This is a genomic window from Spiractinospora alimapuensis, from assembly GCF_018437505.1.
In the GTDB taxonomy this organism is placed as follows: Bacteria; Actinomycetota; Actinomycetes; order Streptosporangiales; family Streptosporangiaceae; genus Spiractinospora; species Spiractinospora alimapuensis.
The window spans coordinates 3,403,668-3,423,172 of record NZ_CP072467.1 but is presented as its reverse complement, the minus strand read 5'-3'; the positions used below and the strand labels follow the sequence as shown (position 1 = coordinate 3,423,172).

Here is a 19,505-nt window from a genome sequence, read left to right as displayed (position 1 = left end):
GGTGTGGGTGAGGGGAGAACCTCTCACCCACACCGGCCCGTTCGTCGCCTCACCAGGGGAGCGGGCCGGAGGTGTCGGTCCTGTGGCTCATGGACTGGTCGCCCCAGAGCAGTCCACTTGGCCCGTCCGCGTCCAGGGTCGCCAGGTGCACGCTCACGCTCGCACCGGCTTCCGCTGTGCGGTAGCCGGTGTTCCCGTTGAAGTCGGTGGCGCAGTAGCCAGGATTGGCGGCGTTCACCAAGATGCGCGTGTCGGCGAGTTCACGGGCGTACATCACGGTCAGCATGTTCAGCGCCGACTTCGAGGACGGATACGGGACCGTGGCCTGGAGCTGGGCCAGGGGACTTCCGGGGTCCGTCATCGTGGTGAGGGAGCCGACCTCGCTCGAGACGTTCACGATCCGCGCGGCGGGCGCCTGCCGTAGCAACGGCAGCATCGCGTTCGTGACGGCCACGACCCCGAACACGTTGGTCTCGTACACCCGCCGGATCGCCGACAGGGGGGTCTGGCTCGGCCCGCCGCTCTCGGCGAACCCGCCGATGCCGGCGTTGTTCACGAGGACGTCCAGTCGCCCATGGGTCCGCTCGATGGTCTCCGCCGCCGCCTGGACGGCCTTCTCGTCGGTCACGTCCAGGTGGAGTGGATGCGCGTCGTGGCCGGCCGCCCGCAGGTCCGCCGCGGCCACTCCCGCGCGTTCCTCGTCACGGCACCCAAGGAAGACGGTCATCCCCCGCTCCCCGAGCAGCCGCGCCGTCTCGTACCCCAGCCCCCGGTTCGCGCCGGTGATCAGTGCGATCGTGTTGGTCATGCCCCCACCGTGCCCCGTCGCCTCGCCGCCCGGGAGAGCCTCGCGGAGCCTGGTATCGCGGATCCCACCCCGGCGTCATCCCGGGGGCACGGTGTTCGTGGCGATCACGTCGCGGTACCAGGAGCCGGACGCCTTGACGGTCCCCTCGGGGGCACCGGGTCGGCCCCGGACCGACCGAAGTTGGACGTCCGGTCGTCGAGTAGGGACCCCCGCTCCACCCGTGGATGTTCCGAGCGATACGCCGAGGTAGTACCGCCGGTACCACCCTCGGGAGGCGACAGTGGCGGAGGGACGGGGCATCCTGGGGGGAACAGAGAGGGAATCACACCGTGGCGCACTCCAACCGTGGCGAACTGGCCGCGTTTCTCCGCACCCGTCGGCACCGGCTCCAACCGTTTGACGTCGGACTTCCCGAGGTTGGGCCGCGGCGGACGCCAGGACTGCGGCGGCAGGAGGTCGCGCAGTTGGCGGGGATGTCGATCGACTACTACATCCGGCTCGAGCAGGGACGCGGTCCCACCCCCTCGGCGCAGGTGCTCGCCGCTCTGACCAGGGCCCTGCTGCTGTCCATGGACGAGCGGGACTACCTGTTCCGGCTCGTCGGCGAGAATCCGCCGATCACTCGGTCGCCGACCCAGGACGTGCCCAACGCGGTGCGGATCCTCCTGGACAACCTGACCAACACCCCCGCCTACGTCCTGGACGCGAAGTACGACGTGTTGGCGTGGAACCACCTCGCCACCTACTTCACTGGGGACCTGGAAAACGTGTCCCCGGAGCGGCGCAACGTTCTCCGCTGGATCTTCCGTCCGGGGGACGACGGGGCCGCTCGGCGGGAGGACCCCGACGCGCGGTCCTTCGCGCGCTCCTGCGTGGCCGACCTGCGCGCCGCCCACGCCCAGTACCCCGGTGACGCGGGGATCCGACGGCTCGTCGACGAACTACGGGCCAGCTCCCCCGACTTCGCCGACATCTGGGCGGCCCACGAGGTGGAGGTGCGGCGCCGCGTCCGCAAGCGTGTGGTGCATCCCGCCGAGGGGGAACTGCGCTTCGAGTGTCAGGTGATGCACATCCCCGAGTCCGACCAGCGGTTGATCGCCTACTGCGCCGAGCCGGGCTCCCCCACCGAAGCGGTGTTCCGTCGGTTGGCGGCGATGCCGAGGCCGGACACCCCCACACTCTCCGACGGTCGCTACCAGTGCGAACCCGGCGCCGTGCCCAGCGAGAACGTCCAGGTGGTGGGGCTACAGCAGCCGTAGCTGGCGGTCAGCGCTCCTGGGCTTGCTGAGGGTGGTCCGCCGGACACGGTCCCCGAGGTCGTCCAGGAACGGGGAGACCCGCCGCTCCTCCACGCGTCCCATCCGTGAGCGCCGGCGGGCGTGCGTCAGGTACAGGTGGTCCTGCGCGCGGGTCATGCCGACGAAGCACAACCGGCGTTCCTCCGCGATCGAGGCCTCGTCGGGTTCCGTGCCCGGCCAGCGCAGGGGGAGCAGCCCGTCCTCGCAGCCGACCACGAAGACCACCGGGAACTCCAAACCCTTGGCCGCGTGCAGGGTGAGCAGCGAGATCGCGTCCGCCCGTGCGTCCAGCGCGTCGACCTCCGCCCCGAGCAGGACCTCGCGCACGAAGCCGCCGAGGTCCGTGCCGTAGCGGCGTGCCAGCGGGGAGAGCAGCTCCGTCGCGACGTGGACCTCGGCGACGCGCTCGTCGGCCCCCTCCGAGGCGGAGTCGGAGGCGAGCGTTCGTTCGGCGGCGGCAGCCGCCGAACGGACCTCCGCCAGCACGTCGCCGGTGGCGCCGTCGCTGACGTGCACCAGCTCCCGCAGGATGTGTTCCACCCCGGCCCGGGCCGTGAGGGGGTCATGCGACCGCTTCTGGCTCGGTAGGCCACACCGTCCGAGCTCCTCGACCACGGCCCGCGCCTGGGCGTCGGTCCGGTAGAGGACCGCGATGTCGGCGAAGGAGATCTCGTGACCGTCCTCCGGGGTCGCCCGTCCACTGTCCAGCGAGTACAGCGACGATCCGCCGAGCAGGGACTCGATGGTGCGCGCCACGTAGGCGGCCTCGGCGCGTTCGTCCTCGACCTGGTGCACGGTCAGCGGATGGTCGACCTCGGTACGGGTCGCGTGGAGTTCCCGGTCCGCGACCAGCGTGCTGGGACGGATCGCGCGCAGCGCGGCCTCCACGATGGGGGGACCACTGCGGTAGTTCCGCGTCAACCGGACGACGGGGGCGGTCGGGTAATCCCGCTCGAACCGGAGGAAGAACCCGACGTCGGCGCCGCGGAAGGAGTAGATCGCCTGGTCGGGGTCGCCGATAGCGGTGAGATTGGCGTCCGGCGGGCACAGCAACCGGAGGAGGCGGTACTGCACCGCGTCCACGTCCTGGTACTCGTCCACCGTGACCCAGCGGTAGCGGTCCCGATACGCCGCCCGCACCTCCGGGTTAGCGCCCAGCAGCTCGACCGGGAGCAGGAGCAGGTCGTCGTAGTCCACGAGTCCGCGTTCCCGTAGCAGACGCGAGTAGGTGGCGAGCAGCTCCGCCGTGTCGGCGTCCGGCTCGGCCTCGCCGCGACGCACCAGGGACAGGGCCCGACGGGAGCCGCTCGTGAGTCCACGGTCGCCCGCGGCCGAGGTGAGCAGCTCGTCCGCGACGGTCGCGTCGGCGATGCCCACGGTCGGGGGAAGCCCGAGGAGTTCGTGGTGGTCACGGATGACGGAGAACCCGAAGGAGTGGAAGGTGGCGACGGTGAGGTCGCTGGCCGCCGCGCCGACCAGGCCGGCCATGCGTTCCGACATCTCCTCGGCCGCCCTGCGGGTGAAGGTGATCGCCAGACACTCCTCCGGCGGGACACTCCGCTCCGTGACCAGATGGGCGAGGCGATGGGTGACCGTCCGGGTCTTTCCGGTTCCGGGGCCAGCCACGATCAACAGCGGTCCACTCTCCACCGCCGCGGCCGTCCGCTGGTCCGGGTCGAGGCCGGCGAGGACGCCGGAACCCCCCGAGTCCGGGGGTGGGAGGGGCGGCGGGGTGCGGTCGTCGTCCGACGGCTCCGTGACGGCGACGGTGACCTCAGCCGTGCGGGGAGCGACGGCGGGTCGGGACGACGCGCGCCGCGCGGGCGTCGCGGCGGGCGCGTCGAACAGGGCCGGAGCGTCCGCCGTCCGCAGGGCCGTCAGCTCGTCGGGGGCGAAGAGGTGGATCCGCCCGTACTCGCCGTCGTACCCCGCGTCGCGGATCACCGTCCCGGCACGCAGCCGGGAAATCGCCTCACCCAGTCCGGGGAGGCCGCGCTCCAGATCGTCGGTCGGGACGTCGTCCAGGATGGCGAGCTCGGATCCGTGCTCCGCCGTGAGGGTGGCGATCCGGCCCAGCACCTTCTTGCTCTTGGGACCCACCCCCACGATCTCGCTCACGATCTCCGGCAGGGGGATCAGGTTGCGGAATCCGGCCGCCCCCTCGGGGCGTACGCCCTCCGGTCGGTCCGCCAGGTCGTCCACCCGGTGCAGCACCCCCACCGTGACGGGCTTGCCGCATGCGGGACACAGACCACCCCGGGCCTTGGTCTCCGCGGGTTCGAGGCGGACGTCGCACTTGCGGTGGCCGTCCAGGTGGTACTTCCCCTCCTCCGGAAAGAACTCGACCGTGCCCTCGTAGCCGGTGCCCGTCTCCAGCGCGCGCCGGATGGAGAAGTAGTCGAGTTCGGTGTCGAACGCGCTGGCCTCCCGGGCCAACATCGGCGGAGAGTGGGCGTCGGAGTTGCTGACCAGGGTGAATCCGTCGAGTTGACTGAGCCGCCAGTTCATCTCTGGGTCACTGGAGAGCCCCGTCTCCAGAGCGAAGATGTGCCCGGAGAGGTCGCGGTAACAGTCGGCGATCGAGTCGAACCCCGCCTTGGAGCCCATCGCGGCGAACCACGGGGTCCAGATGTGCGCCGGCACCAGGTAGGCGCCGTCGCCGCTCTCCAGCGTGATCTCCAGCAGGTCCCGGGAGTCCAGCCCGAGGATCGGGCGCCCGTCCGACCCCAGGTTCCCGATCCGGCCGAGCCGTTCGTTGAACCGTTCGGCGGCCGCGAAGTCCGGCATGTAGCAGAGGTGGTGCACCTTCCGCGTCCGCTCACCCGCCTTGTAGATCGTGGAGATCTCCACGGAGAGCATGAACCGCACGTCGCTCCTGCACGACGCGGGCAGGGTGCGGGAGATGTCCCGGTCAAGGTCGGCCCGGAGCCGGAACAGCCCTGGCTCCGCCGGTTCCAGCACCTCCCGCAGGTGCGCGAACCACGCGGGGTGGGTGAAGTCCCCCGTGCCGACGACACCCACGCCCTTGCGTCGCGCCCACCAGGTGAGGTGCTCGATGTCGCAGTCCTTGCTGCAGGCACGGGAGTACTTGGAGTGGATGTGCAGGTCGGCGTAGAAGCGCACCGCGGCCTTCCAGGAGTCGGTTCGCCACCGTCGCCACGCGGCGGGCGGCGGTGTGGGGCATGGGGGGCAGCGGCCGAGGCGGAACAACGGCACCGGCCACGGAAAGCACAGTGTAGGTCGGACGATCGGAATCCAACTCCGAAAGCGGGCGATCCGGTACGGGGCGGTCCCTCGCGACGCGACGGGATGGCGCGTGAACGCGGTCGCGGAGGGCAATGGGCGCTTCGTGCGTGGCCTCGTTCCTCGCGCGCGTCCACCGCGGCACACCGTCTCGCGGCGGACGGGTCACCGCATGTCGACCTTGGTCCCGGGATCGCGTTCACGCGCGACTGGTTCGCTCCGCCGACCGCACGCGCGCCGCGAGACGGGTCAGCGGCCCGAAGTCGGGTGTCACCCGCACGCCCGTGGCGTGGGCGGATGAAGCCGCGACGGGCGACGGGCGATGTGCGCGTGCGGAGCGTCCCGTGGCTTTCCGTCCTGGTCCTGGCGTCGCGACGGTGAGCGGCCTTGGCGGGGGTGGTGGGGAACCAGGGTCCCCGTTCGTTCGTGACGCTGGTCCTGGGGCGGGCAGGACGCCACTCAGTCCCCACGCTCCCGGAGCCAGGACGACGCGGGGCTCAGCCAATGGGCACGTCCGTCGCACGGTTGTCGCGGTCGATGCCAGCGTGGGCGGCGCCGGCCAGAGGGGTCGCGCATCGCGCCTGGCGGTGGTCGGGAAGCGCGGTTCGGACTCGTCGGTGCGCCGACCAACGGGACGTCGCGCGACGTGACGTTTGTCGTGGGGCGGGGCTGGGGGTCACGGGGCAGCTTGCTAGATTACAGCGGGTCATCCGATGAATTTTCCGCCGTGTGAGCTCCGCCCGGTCCGGCATGTGAGGTCCGATCATTTCGCAATCCAGTGTTCGCACCGTGCTCCTGGTCATCGCCTTCGCCCTGGCCTCCCTGAACCTTCGCCCGGCGCTCGCGGGGGTGTCCCCCGCGCTGACCGACATCATGAGCGAGCTCGGCCTCAGCGCGGCCGCTGGCGGCATGATCACCACGGTGATGGTGGTGTGCCTCGGGGTCGTCTCACCCGTGGCGCCGCTGCTCGCCGGCCGGTTCGGAACGGAGCGGGCGTTGCTCGCCGGGTTGGTGGTGCTGTGTGTCGGGCTGCTCGTGCGCAGCGCGGGCGGCCCGGTGCTGCTGTACCTGGGGGCGGCGGCCTGCGGTTCGGCCATCGCGATCATGAACGTGGTGATGCCGGGCTTCGTGAAGCGGCGCTTCCCGAACCACACCGGAATCCTGACCGGGCTCTACACCACCGGGCTCGTTCTGGGAGCCTCCGCGGCGTCGGCCTTCACGGTGCCGATCCGGGACGCCGTCGGCGGCGGATGGCGGTTCGCGATCGCCGTTCCGGTGGTCGTCGCCATCGTGGCCACCGTCCTGTGGGCTCCGCACGCCCTGCGGTCCTCGCGGGGGAACACCCCCGTCCTCCACGTGCGGCCGTTGTTGCGTAGTGGTACGGCGTGGATCGTCACGGCCTTCATGGGCGTTCAGTCCATCACGTTCTACATCACGCTCTCCTGGCTCCCGACGATCTTCCAGGACGCCGGCTACTCCGCCGCCTACGCCGGCTTCCTGCTGGGCCTGTCCAACCTGGTGCAGGTCGCGTCCACCCTGACGATGCCGATCCTCGCCGCGCGGGCACGCAGCCAGGTGCCGCACGTGGTCACGGCGGTGGTCCTGACCGGCGCGGGCTACGCCGGCATCCTGTTGGCACCCACGACCCTGCCGTGGCTGTGGGTCCTGGTGATGGGGTTCGGCCAGGGAGCGTCGATCGCCCTCGCCTTGCTGATCATCACGCTTCGCGCGCCGGACTCGACGTCGGTCGTGTCGCTGTCCGCCATGGCCCAGGGATTCGGGTACATCATGGCGGCCGCCGGGCCCCTGGTCATCGGCGTCCTGTACCAGGCGACGGCGGGATGGACCCTACCCCTGGTGTTCGGTCTCGCGATGTGCGGACTGCAACTGGCCGTCGGGATCCTCGCCGGGCGGCCCAGAGTCGTGCGGCTCCCCGGAACGACGAGCGGCACCGGCGCCGCGGAACACGCCGCGGGCCGGTCCGCTCAGTGAAGCCTAGACACAGCTCTCGTAGTCGGTGGAGAACCCCGCGCCGGCCTCGTAGCAGACACTGAACGGCGGTAGTCCCACACCCTCTCTTCCCTCACTACCGTCGATCGAGAGGACACCGGACTCCTCCGCACCCGAGAACGTGAGGGTGAACGTCTCGGAGTGCTCGTGCCCCGCGGCCTGGTAGACGAAGGAGTCCGCGGAGTTCGGGATGTAGCCCTCGTCGGAGTCGCGGACGAAGAACCACGACGACGACAGGTCGGGATAGGACATCGCGTTGGCGCCGTCCTGGAAGAGGCGCGCCGTCACCTGGACACCGTCGCCGGTCGACGTGACATCGGAGAGCTCCATCACCGTGGTGGCGAAGCCCTCGGAGTAACGCAGCTCCACCCGGGCCGTGTCACCGGTCTCGGTGACCTCCCCCGTGTTGGCTCCGCCGCCGCCGGTACTGACGTAGTCGACCGCGTAGGCCGGGAGTTCGACCGGTTCGTCCTCGGCCTCGTCCTCAGCGCCTTCGTCGTCGGCCGTGTCCTCGGAGTCGTCCGCGCCCTCGGAGCCCTCGTCTCCGGTGTCGTCCTCGGCCCCCTCGTCGTCGGTGCCCGCACCATCGGTCTCGGAGCCGTCGGCGACCTGCGGGTCCTCCGCGGAGGACATGAACATCGCGGCGGCCCCGGCGCCTCCGCCCAGCACCAGGACGCCAGCGGCGACACCGGCGGCGATGAGGACGGCGAGCCGACGACGGCCCTGACGGGGCGGCGCCGGCGGAACCGTGGTCTGGATCTCGGTCCACTCGTTGCCCAGGAGCTGGACGACCGCTGTGGCGTCGTCGGCCGGCGGCTCCGCGGCGGGCGCGGCGGTGGAGTCGTTCCACACGTAGTGCACCGCGCGGACCGCCTGCTCCGCGCTGGGACGTGTGGCCGGTTCGCGATCCAGTGCGCTGGTGAGGAGCGGCAGCAGGGCCTCGGGGACCCCAGTGAGGTCGGGTTCTCCCCGCAGGACGCGGTAGGCCAGCGCGTTCGGTGGGCCGCTGCCGAAGGGGTTGGCGCCGGTCGCCGCGAAGGCGACGAGGGACGCCCAGGCGAAGAGGTCGGCCGCGGACGTGATCTCGGCGCCCTGGTACTGCTCCGGTGCGATCCAGCCCGGCGTGCCGACCAGACCACCGGTCCGGGTGAGCGCGGTTTCCTCGACGGCGCGCGCGATGCCGAAGTCCAGCACGCGGGGGCCGTCCGAGGCGAGGATGACATTGCCGGGTTTGAGGTCCCGGTGCACGATTCCGGCCGCGTGCACCACACGCAGGGCCTCGGCGACGCCGGCGGCGAAGCCGAGCAGCATGCCGTCCCGCAGCGGGCCATGCGCCGTCAGGTGCTCGCGCAGGGTGCGGCCGGGAACGTACTCGGTGGCGAGCCACGGCGCCGCCGCCTGGGTGTCGGCACCGTAGAACGCGGGGACTCGGGGGCTGACCACCCGCTGCGCGAGGTCGACCTCGCGCGCGAAACGCACCCGGAACTCCGGGTCGGCCGCGTGGTCGCTGTGGATCACCTTGATCGCGATGTAGCCGTCGGATCCCGCCGCCGCGTAGACGACGCCCATCCCGCCGGCGCCGATCCGGCCGACCAGACGGTAGCCGCCGATCTCCTTCGGGTCCTCGGGCAGCAGGGGAGTCAGCGCGGCGCCGGAGGTGGGGGGCGGAGGGGTGGGGGGCTGGTCAGCAGGGGGAGGGGTTGGGGCGGTCACGACACCACCACCTCGCACCCGATGTTGTCACCCGGTGGAATGAACGGTTCCGGAGTCGCTGTATCGAAGCAGATGACGCCTGGGATGGGGTCGTCGGGTGGCACGGGTTGGTATCCCCAAAGCTCGGGCGTGACGTACTGGAGGCCCCCTCGTTCGTCCACGCCTGGAATCGTGAGGGCGAACTCTCCGGTCGGGTTATCGGCGTCCAAGGTCAACAGGACCTCGTCCTCCTCGGGATAGACGGACCCCTCGGGTTCGTCGGGCGACCACTCGTTCCCCGCGTAGGGCTCAAGGTATCGGAAGTCCTGCGCGTGCAGGACGTAGCTCCCATCGTCCAGCAAGTAGTCCGCGGTGCCGGTGATGCGGACACCGTCGCCCGAGGTCTCGGCGTCGTCGAAGCCGAGCCGCAGCACGGGTTCACTGCGCCCGAATCCCTGGCCGCCGTCGAGTTCCTCGGCGACCTCGAGCAGGATCGTCTCGGCGTCCTCACCCTCGTACACGAACCCCGTGGACACGGTGGAGAAGTCGATCGGCCGGTTGCTCTCGTCCGCGGCGTCCGCACCCAGGTCGGGGCCACCGTGGCCCAGATCCTCCGCGGCCTCGGTCCCCGCGGCGGCACTGTCGTCCTCGCCATCGCCGTCTCCGCCGCCGTTGGACTGTTCGTCCGCGGGATCCCCGCCGTTGGCCTGCGGATCGGCGTCACTGCCGGACATTCGCCACAGCACGGCCCCCGCCGTGGCGACCAGAACGAGCGCGAGGACCGCCGCCACCGGGATGAGCACCTTGGGGGAGCGCAGCAGCGAACGCTTCGCCGGAGCGTGCTCCGACCACGAGGTGGTGTCCGTCGGTACGTCCGGCAGGCCCAGCCAGCGCGTGTCCAGCATCCCCGGGAGCACCCGGGTCGCCTCCTCGCCGCTGCTGGGGGCCTGGCCGGTCCAGATCCGGGTGACCTCGCTCAGCGCCTGTTCGGCGGTCGGACGGTGGGTCGGGTCCTTGGCCAGCGTCGCCGTCACCAACGAGCGGAGCCGCTCGGGGAGCCCCTCGAGATCGGGCTCCTCCTCCATGGTGCGATACGCCAACGCGTCCGTGGCCCCGGTGCCGAAGGGGTTGCGTCCCGTCGCCGCGTAGGCCACCAGTCCGCCCCAGGCGAACATGTCGCTGGGCGCGGCGGGGTCGGCTCCCTGGTACTGCTCCGGAGCGATCCACCCGGGCGTCCCGAACAGGCCGCCGGTGCGGGTGATCGCCGACTCCTCGACCGCGCGGGCGATACCGAAGTCCAGCACCTTGGGGCCGTCCGGGGCGACGATGACGTTGCCCGGTTTGAGGTCACGGTGCACCACGCCGGCCCCGTGGATGGCGACCAGGGCCTCCGCCATCCCCGCGGCCAGACCCATCAGCAGGTCACCGGTGAAGGGGCCGTGGTCGGAGACGTGACCGCGCAGCGTCTTACCGGGAACGTACTCCGTCGCCAGCCACGGCCGCCGAGCGGCGGTGTCGGCCCCGTAGAAGGTGGGCACACAACGCGCGTCGACGCGGCGCAGGAGATCGACCTCGCGGGCGAACCGCGCGCGGAACTCCTCGTCGACGGCGTACTCACCGTGCACCAGCTTCAGCGCCAGCGGCGTGTCCGACGGGTCGACCGCGGCGAACACGGTCCCCATCCCGCCGGAGCCGAGTCGGCCGACGACACGGTAGTCACCCACGTGTTCGGGGTCGACGTCGGTACGGGGCGTAAGCCCCGGGGGAAACTCGTTCGGGGGTGTCACAGGTGGGTTCCCGGATGGATTCGCGAAGATTGTTTCGCACGGAGTCTAGCCATGCGCGCCCCGAGGATTTGGGGCAGGGCGTCCGACCTGCAAGGGTTGGGTTCGGACCAGACGAAGTTGGCCGGTTGAGACCTGAAGCGGGTGGGCACACTCCTATCCGCGTTCGGAAAGGGTGTGGAGATGCGTGTCGTGATCGCCGGTGGGCACGGCAAGATCGCGCTGCGGTTGGCGCGACTGCTCGTGGACCGCGGCGACGAGGCCGTGGGCCTCGTGCGCAATCCGGATCACATCGCTGACCTCCGCGCCGCCGGCGCCGAGGGTGTTGAGTGCGACCTGGAGCGGGCCACGGTCGCCGACGTGGAGAAGCTGCTAGCCGGCGCCGACGCGGCGGTGTTCGCCGCGGGTGCGGGCCCGGGCAGCGGCGTCGCCCGCAAGGAGTCCGTGGACAAGGGGGCCGCGATCCTCCTCGCCGACGCGGTCCAGGCCGCGGGGGTGCCACGTCTGCTGCAGGTCTCGGCGATGGGTGCGGGAAAGCCGCCGGCGCCCGAACGCGGTGACGTATGGGCCGCGTACATCGCCGCGAAGACACTCGCCGAGGGGGACCTCCGACGCCGCGACGTCGGTTGGACCATCGTTCGCCCCGGACTGCTCACCGACGACCCGGGGACCGGGCGCGTCACGCTCGCCCCTCCTCCGGTGCCTCGGGGCCAGATCTCGCGGGACGACGTCGCCGCGGCCATCGCCGAGCTGCTGGGCCGTGGCGCGGGAGTCGGCCTCACCGTGGAACTCGTCGGCGGGGACGTCCCCATCGCGGAGGCGGTTGAGAACCTGCCCACCCGCTGACACAGCCCACCACACGACACCCCCGAGGACGGCTCGGGGCGGAGTGTGGCGCGGGTAGGGCATGACGGCAGCGCACGACCGTGCAGGAAAGGTAACGCGATCAATGCAGTACATCACGCTGAACAACGGGCTTCGGATGCCCCAGCTCGGGTTCGGGGTCTTCCAGGTCCCCGATGACGAGGCCGAGCGGTCGGTCGACGTCGCGCTCCAGGCCGGGTACCGCAGCATCGACACCGCGGCGCTCTACCAGAACGAGGAGGGTGTCGGGCGTGCGGTCCGGGCGTCGGGCATCGACCGCGAGGAACTGTTCGTCACCACCAAGCTGTGGAACACCGACCAGGGGTACGAGAACACGCTGGACGCGTTCGACGCCAGTCTGCGCAAACTCGGCATGGACTACGTCGATCTGTACCTGATCCACTGGCCGAGCCCGGCCCGGAACCTCTACGTCGACACCTGGCAGGCGCTGGAGCGGATCTACTCCGAGGGCCGCGCCAAGGCGATCGGCGTCTCCAACTTCACCGAGGAGACGCTGGACCGCGTCGTCAAGGAGACGGAGATCGTCCCGGCCGTCAACCAGATCGAGCTGCACCCCTATCTCACCCAGGAGCGGATGCGGGCGGCCGACGCCAACCACGGTGTGGCCACCGAGGCGTGGAGCCCCCTGGGCCAGGGGAAGGGCCTGCTGGACGACCCGACGCTCGCGACCCTGGCCCGTAAGCACGGCCGCTCGCCCGCACAGGTCGTGCTGCGGTGGCACATCCAGCTCGGCAACATCGTCATCCCCAAGTCCGTGACCCCGGAACGCATCCGGGAGAACCTCAACGTCTTCGGCTTCGAGCTCGACGACGAGGACATGGCGACCATCAACGGCCTCAACCGCGACGAACGCGTTGGGCCGGACCCGGAGACGTTCAACAAGTAGCCGGCGTCCGTAACGCGCGTGTGGGGTGGAGCGTCGCGACGCTCCACCCCACCGTGTCGGGGACCGGACGCCCGTTCGACGCGGGGCCGCCGTGGCGCGGCGTCCGTCGGGGTGACGGGCGCGGTGTGCGAGATTCGGCCGGAGGGTAGCGTGCCGGCGCTCTACGCGGTGGTGCGATCGAGAGCACGCGCTTCGGGCGACGCCTCCTGGGACGCCGAGCGTGGGGAAGAACCACTGGGCGTGGCCAGTCCGGGGCCGCGAGACCTCGGTAGCGGTGTGCGGAGCCCGCCCCGCACGTGTGGCCCGCTGTTCAAGGCATCCCCGCTCCGGGGCTGAGCGCGGCGAGGGCAGTCGACAGTGAGCCGAGTCGGTGGACCCAGGCGTCGGAGAGGGGTGGCGCGGACGGGTCGCACCGTGCGAGAGGTCCTCCTGGGCGGAATACTCGTCCGGCTAGGACAGTCGGGGAGGGCGGTTCGTCGTTGGCGGGGAGCCACGTTCCATTTGGGCGTTGGCAGGGTCCCATGAGGCGACGGGGAGCCCGAGGGCCGTCCCCCGGGACGTCCTGATCAGGGCGGACGGCGCGTGGGCACCGATGGAGGTGGGGGCAGGGGCCGGTTCTCGTGACCCCCACCCCCGGTGCCCGGGGTCAGGACCAGGCGAGGGCGGTCAGGGGGTCCTCCAGCATTTCCCCGATGTCCCGGAGGGCCTTGGAGCCCACCTCGCCGTCGATGATCCGGTGGTCGAAGCTCAGCGCGAGGGTGGTCACCTTGCGGATCGCGAGTTCGTCGCGGTGGACCCACGGCATGTCCCGGATTTGGCCGATCGCGAGGATCGCGGCCTCCCCGGGGTTGAGGATCGGGGTTCCGGCGTCGACGCCGAAGACCCCGACGTTGGTGATGGTGATGGTGCTCCCGCTGAGCTGGGCGGGAGTCGCGGTCCCCGCGCGGGCCGTCTCGGTACTCTCCTGGAGTGCCTTGGCGAGGTCGGGCAGGGCCATCGCGTGGGCGTCGTGGATGGTGGGGATGAGCAGGCCGCGCGGCGTGGCGGCGGCGATGCCCAGGTTCACGTAGCGCTTGAGTACGATCTCCCCGGCGTCCCCGTCCCACGAGGAGTTGAGCTCCGGATAGCGGCGGGCCGCCACCATCAGGGCCTTGGCCACCAGAAGGAGCGGCGACACCTTGATGTCGTCGAACTCGGGCCGTTTACGCAGGCGCTTCGCGGCCCGGACCGTCTCGGTGGCGTCGATCTGCAGGAACTCGGTGACGTGTGGAGCGGTGAACGCGCTGGACACCATGGCGGCCGCCGTGTGCTTGCGGACACCACGAACCGGGACGCGTTCCTCGCCGTCCCGCGCCGAGGTCGCGGCGACGGGTGCCTCCGCCGCCCTGCGGACGTCGTCCCTGGTGACCACACCGTCGGGACCAGTGGGGTCCACGGAGCCCAGGTCGACACCGAGGTCCTTGGCGAGCTTGCGCACCGGTGGCTTCGCGAGCGCACGGATCGTCCGCGCCGGTGCGGGCGGTGCGGGCGGTGCGGGCGGTGCGGGCGGTGCGGGCGGTGCGGGCGGTGCGGGCGCGCGGGTCGGAGCGGTCGGGGGCGCCTCCGTCCGACCGTTCTGGGTGCCGGAAGGTGCCGCGGTGGCGTCGGGACGGGAGCGACGTCGACGCCGGCTCGGCGCCTCCTTCACGCCGTATCCCACCAGGACCGGCTCGGCCTTGGCTCCCTCTCCCCCGTCACCCCCGGTCGCGGACCCCGCCGCTCCGGCGTCCGCGCCGGACTCGGTCCCCGCGGCGTCACCGCCGGCGATGGTGATGATCGGCGTGCCCACCGGGACCGTCGTCCCCTCGGCGACGAGGAGCTCCGACACCGTTCCCGCGTAGGGACTCGGGAGCTCCACCACGGCCTTGGCGGTCTCGACCTCGAGCAGGGTCTGGTTGATGGTGACCTCGTCGCCGGGCTGAACCGCCCAGCGCACGATCTCCGCCTCCGTCAGGCCCTCGCCCGCGTCGGGCAGCCTGTACTGCTGAATGCCTTGTGCCATCAGAGGTCTCCACTCAGAACGCGAAGGCGCGGTCGACTCCGTCGAGTACGCGGTCCAGGTCCGGCCGGTAGTGATCCTCCAGGCGGTTCGGGGGGTAGGGAGTGTCGAAACCGGTGACCCGGATGACCGGGGACTCCAGGTGATAGAAGCACTGCTCGGTGACGCGGGCCGCGATCTCCGCCCCCAGACCGTGGGACATCGGCGCCTCGTGCACGACGATCAGGCGGCCGGTGCGGCGGACCGACGCGTAGACCGTCTCGTAGTCGATCGGCGCCAGGGAGCGGAGATCGACGACCTCCAGAGAGCGCTCATCGTCGGCGGCCGCCGCGCGAAGGCACGTCTTCACCATCGCCCCGTAGGCCACCACCGTGGCGTCGGTGCCCTCGCGGACGACGCGGGCGCTGCCCATGGGCGCCGCCGACGACAGCGCGGCCTCGGTGTCCACGTCGGCCTTGTCCCAGTACTGCTGCTTCGGCTCGAAGAACGCCACCGGGTCGTCACTGGCCACGGCCTGCTGAATCATCCAGTAGGCGTCCTCCGGCGTGGAGCAGCTCACCACACGCAGTCCGGCGGTGTGCGCGAAGTAGGTCTCCGGGGACTCACTGTGGTGCTCGACAGCGCCGATTCCGCCTCCGAACGGGATCCGGATGACGACCGGGAGCTTTAGTGCCCCGTTGGAACGCATACGCATCTTGGCGAGCTGGGTGAACGTCTGGTTCGCGGAGGGGAAGAAGAACCCGTCGAACTGGATCTCGCACACCGGGCGATACCCGCGCAGCGCCAACCCGATCGCGGTGCCGATGATCCCGGACTCCGCGAGGGGGGTGTCGATGACCCGGTCGGGGCCGAAGTCCTTGTACAGCCCGTCGGTGACGCGGAACACGCCGCCGAGCTTGCCCACGTCCTCTCCCATGAGGAGAACCTTCGGGTCGTCGTCCATCGAGCGCCGCAGCCCCGCGTTGATGGCCTTGCCGAGGTTGAGGGTGGTGGTCATGAGTGGGACGCCTCCTCGCCGTCGAAGGACGCCAGATACTCGACGAACTCGTCCCGCTGACGTTCCAGCACGGGGTGTGGCTCGGCGTAGACGTCGCGGAACATGTCGGATGGCTGCGGGTCGGGCAGGGTGCGGCACTCGGTCCGGACCCGTTCGCCCAGGGCCTCGGCCTCCGTCTCCACCGCGTCGAAGAAGGACTCGTCGGCGCCACCAGTGCGGGTCAGATACTTCCGCAGCCGGGAGATGGGGTCTCGGCCCTTCCACTCCTCCAGCTCCTCGGCCACGCGGTAGCGCGTCGGGTCGTCGGTGGTGGTGTGCGCCCCCATTCGGTAGGTGAAGGCCTCGATCAGGGCGGGCCCCTGGCCGACACGGACGTCGTTCAGCGTCTGCCGGGTCACGGCGAGGGAGGCGAAGACGTCGTTGCCGTCGATGCGGACGCCGGGGAAGCCAAAGCCCGACGCGCGCTGGTACAGCGGTACGCGGCTCTGGCGTTCGAACGGCTCGGAGATCGCCCACTGGTTGTTCTGACAGAAGAAGACCACGGGCGCGTTGTTCACCGCGGCGTAGACGAAGGCCTCGTTGGTGTCGCCCTGGCTGCTGGCGCCGTCGCCGAAGTAGGCGATGACGGCGCTGCCGTCCTCACCCACGGCACCGTCGCGCTGGATTCCCATCGCGTAGCCGGTGGCGTGCAGGCACTGGGTCCCGATCACCACGGTGTACAGGTGGAAGCCGTAGTCCCGCGGATCCCAGCCACCGTTGGTGACGCCGCGGAACATCGCCAGCAGCTCGGCGGTCGGCACGTCGCGGCACCAGGCCACACCGTGCTCCCGGTACGAGGGGAAGATCATGTCGTTGGGCCGCGCCGCCCTCGCGGAGCCGACCTGGGCGGCCTCCTGCCCCAGCAGGGACGCCCAGAGGCCGAGTTCGCCATGCCGCTGCAGCGCGACGGCCTCGGTGTCGAACCGTCGCACCAGCGCCATGTCACGGTACAGGCCGCGTGCCTCCTCCGCCGTGATCGCGAAGGGGTAATGGGGATGCTCCCGGAACTCTCCGTCCGGAGTGAGGATCTGTACTAGGTTGTCGCCGCTGTCGGCCGAACGCGGTTCGACGCCTGCGCCCGACGAGGTGTTGGTGGACACCTGGCGCTCCTTCGAGTCTCGGGGCCCGTTCGCGGGATCACCGCGACAGCGGACCGGCTCTTCGCCCGCCCGTCCGTGGTGACGGTCGAGTGGGCAGCGTTAGCGCCCATAGTGACAGAGGCCACTATGAGCCGCGCAAGCCCACTCGGCCCGCGTTTGACTCCGATGATCCCCAAGAAGCGATAAAACGCAACTACCAGGTCGTCCGATGAATTCTTGACCCGAAGCGGCCCGATGTACTAGGCCGCGATCCCATGCTGTGGCGCGTGGTGTGCGAGCAGGTCGCGAAGCTGGCGCCGGGCGCGGTGGAGGCGGGACATCACCGTTCCGATCGGTGTTCCCATGCGCGCGGCGACCTCCTTGTAGGGGTACCCCTCAATGTCCACCAAATAGACGACGAGGCGGAATTCCTCCGGCAGTTTGGCCAGCGCCCGTCGAATATCGGAATCGGGCAGCCGGTCCAGCACCTCTGACTCGGCGGAACGCGCCCCGGTGGACGTGTGGGACTCCGCGGCGGCGAGCTGCCAGTCCTTGATCTCGTCCGTGGTCTCCTGGAACGGCTCGCGTTGCTTCTTGCGGTAGCCGTTGATGAAAGTGTTCGTCAGGATCCGATACAGCCACGCTCGGAAGTTGGTTCCGATCTTGAACTGATGGATCTTGGCGTACGCCTTGGTGAAGGTTTCCTGCACCAGGTCCTCGGCGTCCGCCGGGTTACGGGTCATACGTAGCGCCATCGGGTACAACTGGTCGGCGTACGTCATGACCGCGGCCGGGAAGTCAACTTCACCGGTCTGCTGTTCTTGTCGCGCCTCCCCAGAGGCGCGTTCCTTCTGTGTGGCCGTCACCACATCTCCCCCATCGGACGACCGGATTCCTACCACACAGTGAGACGCGCCCAGACCCACAAAACGGTGACTGGTCCACGCGTGATCCGCGTCACTTGACCCTCGAGGTCGTGGTGGCCGCGCGTCGTGGTGCGGCGGGGTGGGCTCGACCGTAGGGGCGGGGGCGTGCGGATTGTCGCCGCGACCGCAGGTGCACGCGGTACACGGCCTAACCTGGGGGCCTGAACGCGTCGATCGATGGAGGTTCCGTGGCCCGCGTAGTGGTGGACGTCATGCTCAAGCCGGAGATCCTGGACACCCAGGGCCAGGCCGTTGCCGAGGCCAGCGCACGGCTCGGATTCGGGGGCGTCGGTGGCGTGCGCCAGGGAAAGCGGTTCGAGATCGAGCTCGCGGGTGACGCCGACGACAAGGCCCTGGCCGAGGTGCGCCAGCTCGCGGAGACACTCCTCGCCAATCCGGTCATCGAGGACTACACGCTCCGGGTGGAGTGAGGTCGGCTCAGGTCGTCGGCCACCGCCGGTTTCACCGCATCGACCATGGGAACGTTCCGTGGTGTGGTGAGTGGCAGTGAGGGCCGTCGATGGACGTGAGTTTCTCGATCACGCTCCCCAGAGCGTCGTACACGGTTGGGGTAACGCGCCTTTTTCTACGGTCCGCTCTCGACAGCAGCGGGGTCGTCGGGGAGTTCCGGGATGACATCCTGTCCGCCGCGACCGAGGCCTGCGCCAATTCCATCGATCACGGCTTCCCCGCCCGGAGCTACCAGGTGGAGATGCGGGTGGCCCAGGACTGGTGCGTGATCGAGGTCACCGACACCGGGTCCTACTTCGACGTCCACGAGGTCGGCATGCCGGAGGACGACGCCGAGTCGGGCCGGGGGATCCTCATGATGCGCGAACTGGTCGACAACGTCGCCCTCGACGAGGTTCCGGGTGGCGGGAAGCGGGTCTCCCTGCTGAAGTGGCGTGTTCCACTCTCCGCGGCCGCCCCGGCACCACGGACCCCCGTGGGCTGACGTCAACGCCCCGAGTACCGCCCGTGGGAACGCCGCACGGCGAACTCGGGATCCTTCCGGCACGGGGCCGATCCGACGGGGTTTGCATCGACAGTCCCCCCGGCGCAGCTCAGGCGGTAGCCTCGGGACGTAACGTCGCATCGAACTACCGCTAAGGGGCGCCATGGCCACCCGTGTGGGTGTTGTCACCTTCCCCGGGTCCCTCGACGACCGGGACGCGGCGCGCGCACTGCGCCAGGCCGGAGCCGAACCGGTACCTCTGTGGCACGCCGAGGCGGACCTGCGCGGCGTCGAAGCCGTGGTCCTTCCCGGCGGTTTCTCCTACGGGGACTACCTACGCTGTGGAGCCATCGCCCGCTTCGCGCCGATCATGGAGGCGATCGTCCCCGCGGCCCGCGGTGGTGACCTTCCGGTGCTCGGCATCTGCAACGGCTTCCAGATCCTCTGTGAGAGCCACCTCCTGCCGGGCGCGCTCACCCGCAACGCCACGACCCGCTTCGTCTGCACGGACCAGAAGCTCCGGGTGGAGAACGCCTCCACCGCCTGGACCAGTGCCTACTCGTCAGACGACACGTTGGTCATCCCGTTGAAGAGCATGGAGGGCAACTACGTCGCCGACCCCACGACGCTGGACGAGCTCGAGGCCGAGGGCCGGGTCGTCGTCCGCTACGTCGGGGACGCGCCCAACGGCGCGCAGCGGGGTATCGCCGGGATCACCAACGAGCACGGCAACGTCGTGGGCCTGATGCCGCACCCCGAGCACGCCATCGACGCCCTGACCGGTCCCGGCACCGACGGTCTGGGCTTCTTCACCTCCATCCTCGCGGCGTCAACCTCACCGGTCGCGGCCGGGAGCCCGTGATGA

Annotated in this window: 15 protein-coding genes; 7 read left to right on the top strand and 8 right to left on the bottom strand. The window is 70.4% G+C overall.

Annotated elements, in window-relative coordinates:
• Positions 1 to 49: 49 nt before the first annotated feature.
• On the bottom strand, positions 50 to 808 hold the full coding sequence (locus tag J4H86_RS15840) for an SDR family oxidoreductase (RefSeq protein WP_236538487.1): 759 nt from the start codon (positions 806 to 808) through the stop codon (positions 50 to 52).
• 329 nt (positions 809 to 1,137) lie between these two features.
• Between J4H86_RS15840 and J4H86_RS15835 the strand changes: the two genes are divergently transcribed.
• Positions 1,138 to 2,067 (top strand): helix-turn-helix transcriptional regulator, encoded by a 930-nt coding sequence (locus tag J4H86_RS15835; protein ID WP_236538485.1) that lies wholly within the window; start codon positions 1,138 to 1,140, stop codon positions 2,065 to 2,067.
• Here J4H86_RS15835 and J4H86_RS15830 read toward each other — a convergent pair.
• A complete protein-coding gene (locus J4H86_RS15830; protein WP_236538483.1) occupies positions 2,053 to 5,229 on the bottom strand; it encodes a UvrD-helicase domain-containing protein in 3,177 nt (1,058 codons plus the stop codon). The two genes, J4H86_RS15835 and J4H86_RS15830, sit on opposite strands and share 15 nt — an antisense overlap.
• A 909-nt stretch (positions 5,230 to 6,138) precedes the next feature.
• On the opposite strand from J4H86_RS15830, the gene J4H86_RS15825 reads away from it, so the two are divergent.
• Complete coding sequence (locus J4H86_RS15825; RefSeq protein ID WP_236538482.1) at positions 6,139 to 7,341, top strand: CynX/NimT family MFS transporter; 1,203 nt, start codon at positions 6,139 to 6,141, stop codon at positions 7,339 to 7,341.
• Between the two features lie 3 nt (positions 7,342 to 7,344).
• Here J4H86_RS15825 and J4H86_RS15820 read toward each other — a convergent pair whose 3' ends face one another.
• A complete protein-coding gene (locus tag J4H86_RS15820; RefSeq protein ID WP_236538480.1) occupies positions 7,345 to 9,072 on the bottom strand; it encodes a serine/threonine-protein kinase in 1,728 nt (575 codons plus the stop codon).
• Positions 9,069 to 10,838, bottom strand: a complete 1,770-nt coding sequence (locus tag J4H86_RS15815; RefSeq protein ID WP_236538479.1) for a serine/threonine protein kinase — start codon at positions 10,836 to 10,838, stop codon at positions 9,069 to 9,071. Before J4H86_RS15815 ends, J4H86_RS15820 begins: the two co-directional genes overlap by 4 nt.
• 180 nt (positions 10,839 to 11,018) lie before the next feature.
• On the opposite strand from J4H86_RS15815, the gene J4H86_RS15810 reads away from it, so the two are divergent.
• Together J4H86_RS15810 and J4H86_RS15805 are read left to right on the top strand one after the other, a co-directional pair.
• A complete protein-coding gene (locus J4H86_RS15810; RefSeq protein ID WP_236538477.1) occupies positions 11,019 to 11,681 on the top strand; it encodes an NAD(P)H-binding protein in 663 nt (220 codons plus the stop codon).
• A gap of 103 nt (positions 11,682 to 11,784) precedes the next feature.
• Complete coding sequence (locus J4H86_RS15805) at positions 11,785 to 12,606, top strand: aldo/keto reductase (protein ID WP_236538476.1); 822 nt, start codon at positions 11,785 to 11,787, stop codon at positions 12,604 to 12,606.
• 646 nt (positions 12,607 to 13,252) lie between these two features.
• On the opposite strand, the gene J4H86_RS15800 is transcribed toward J4H86_RS15805, so the two are convergent.
• The 4 genes from J4H86_RS15800 to J4H86_RS15785 all read right to left on the bottom strand — a co-directional run bounded on the left by J4H86_RS15800 (position 13,253) and on the right by J4H86_RS15785 (position 17,625).
• Entirely contained in the window at positions 13,253 to 14,647 is a 1,395-nt protein-coding gene (locus tag J4H86_RS15800) for a dihydrolipoamide acetyltransferase family protein (RefSeq protein WP_236538474.1), read from the bottom strand.
• Positions 14,648 to 14,660: 13 nt separating this feature from the next.
• Entirely contained in the window at positions 14,661 to 15,641 is a 981-nt protein-coding gene (locus J4H86_RS15795; RefSeq protein ID WP_236538473.1) for an alpha-ketoacid dehydrogenase subunit beta, read from the bottom strand.
• Positions 15,638 to 16,780 carry a pyruvate dehydrogenase (acetyl-transferring) E1 component subunit alpha gene (pdhA, locus tag J4H86_RS15790; protein WP_394356381.1) on the bottom strand — a complete coding sequence of 381 codons (1,143 nt, stop codon included), beginning with the start codon at positions 16,778 to 16,780 and terminating at the stop codon, positions 15,638 to 15,640. Before pdhA ends, J4H86_RS15795 begins: the two co-directional genes overlap by 4 nt.
• Before the next feature lie 239 nt (positions 16,781 to 17,019).
• Positions 17,020 to 17,625, bottom strand: coding sequence for a sigma-70 family RNA polymerase sigma factor (locus J4H86_RS15785; protein ID WP_236538468.1), 606 nt, complete (start codon positions 17,623 to 17,625; stop codon positions 17,020 to 17,022).
• 248 nt (positions 17,626 to 17,873) lie between these two features.
• Here J4H86_RS15785 and purS point away from each other — a divergent pair, with 248 nt between their 5' ends.
• The 3 genes from purS to purQ all read left to right on the top strand — a co-directional run bounded on the left by purS (position 17,874) and on the right by purQ (position 19,502).
• Positions 17,874 to 18,116, top strand: a complete 243-nt coding sequence (gene purS / locus J4H86_RS15780; RefSeq protein ID WP_236538466.1) for a phosphoribosylformylglycinamidine synthase subunit PurS — start codon at positions 17,874 to 17,876, stop codon at positions 18,114 to 18,116.
• Between the two features lie 89 nt (positions 18,117 to 18,205).
• Positions 18,206 to 18,640 carry an ATP-binding protein gene (locus J4H86_RS15775; RefSeq protein ID WP_236538464.1) on the top strand — a complete coding sequence of 145 codons (435 nt, stop codon included), beginning with the start codon at positions 18,206 to 18,208 and terminating at the stop codon, positions 18,638 to 18,640.
• Between the two features lie 163 nt (positions 18,641 to 18,803).
• Positions 18,804 to 19,502, top strand: coding sequence for a phosphoribosylformylglycinamidine synthase subunit PurQ (purQ, locus tag J4H86_RS15770; protein ID WP_236538462.1), 699 nt, complete (start codon positions 18,804 to 18,806; stop codon positions 19,500 to 19,502).
• Positions 19,503 to 19,505 lie beyond the last annotated feature (3 nt).

Bases quoted from the DNA above. Each gene is read 5' to 3' on its own strand.
- J4H86_RS15840 (WP_236538487.1), bottom strand. From the start codon at position 808: ATGACCAACACGATCGCACTGATCACCGGCGCGAACCGGGGGCTGGGG.
- J4H86_RS15810 (WP_236538477.1), top strand. From the start codon at position 11,019: ATGCGTGTCGTGATCGCCGGTGGGCACGGCAAGATCGCGCTGCGGTTG.
- J4H86_RS15805 (WP_236538476.1), top strand. From the start codon at position 11,785: ATGCAGTACATCACGCTGAACAACGGGCTTCGGATGCCCCAGCTCGGG.
- J4H86_RS15800 (WP_236538474.1), bottom strand. From the start codon at position 14,647: ATGGCACAAGGCATTCAGCAGTACAGGCTGCCCGACGCGGGCGAGGGC.
- J4H86_RS15795 (WP_236538473.1), bottom strand. From the start codon at position 15,641: ATGACCACCACCCTCAACCTCGGCAAGGCCATCAACGCGGGGCTGCGG.
- J4H86_RS15775 (WP_236538464.1), top strand. From the start codon at position 18,206: ATGGACGTGAGTTTCTCGATCACGCTCCCCAGAGCGTCGTACACGGTT.
- purQ (WP_236538462.1), top strand. From the start codon at position 18,804: ATGGCCACCCGTGTGGGTGTTGTCACCTTCCCCGGGTCCCTCGACGAC.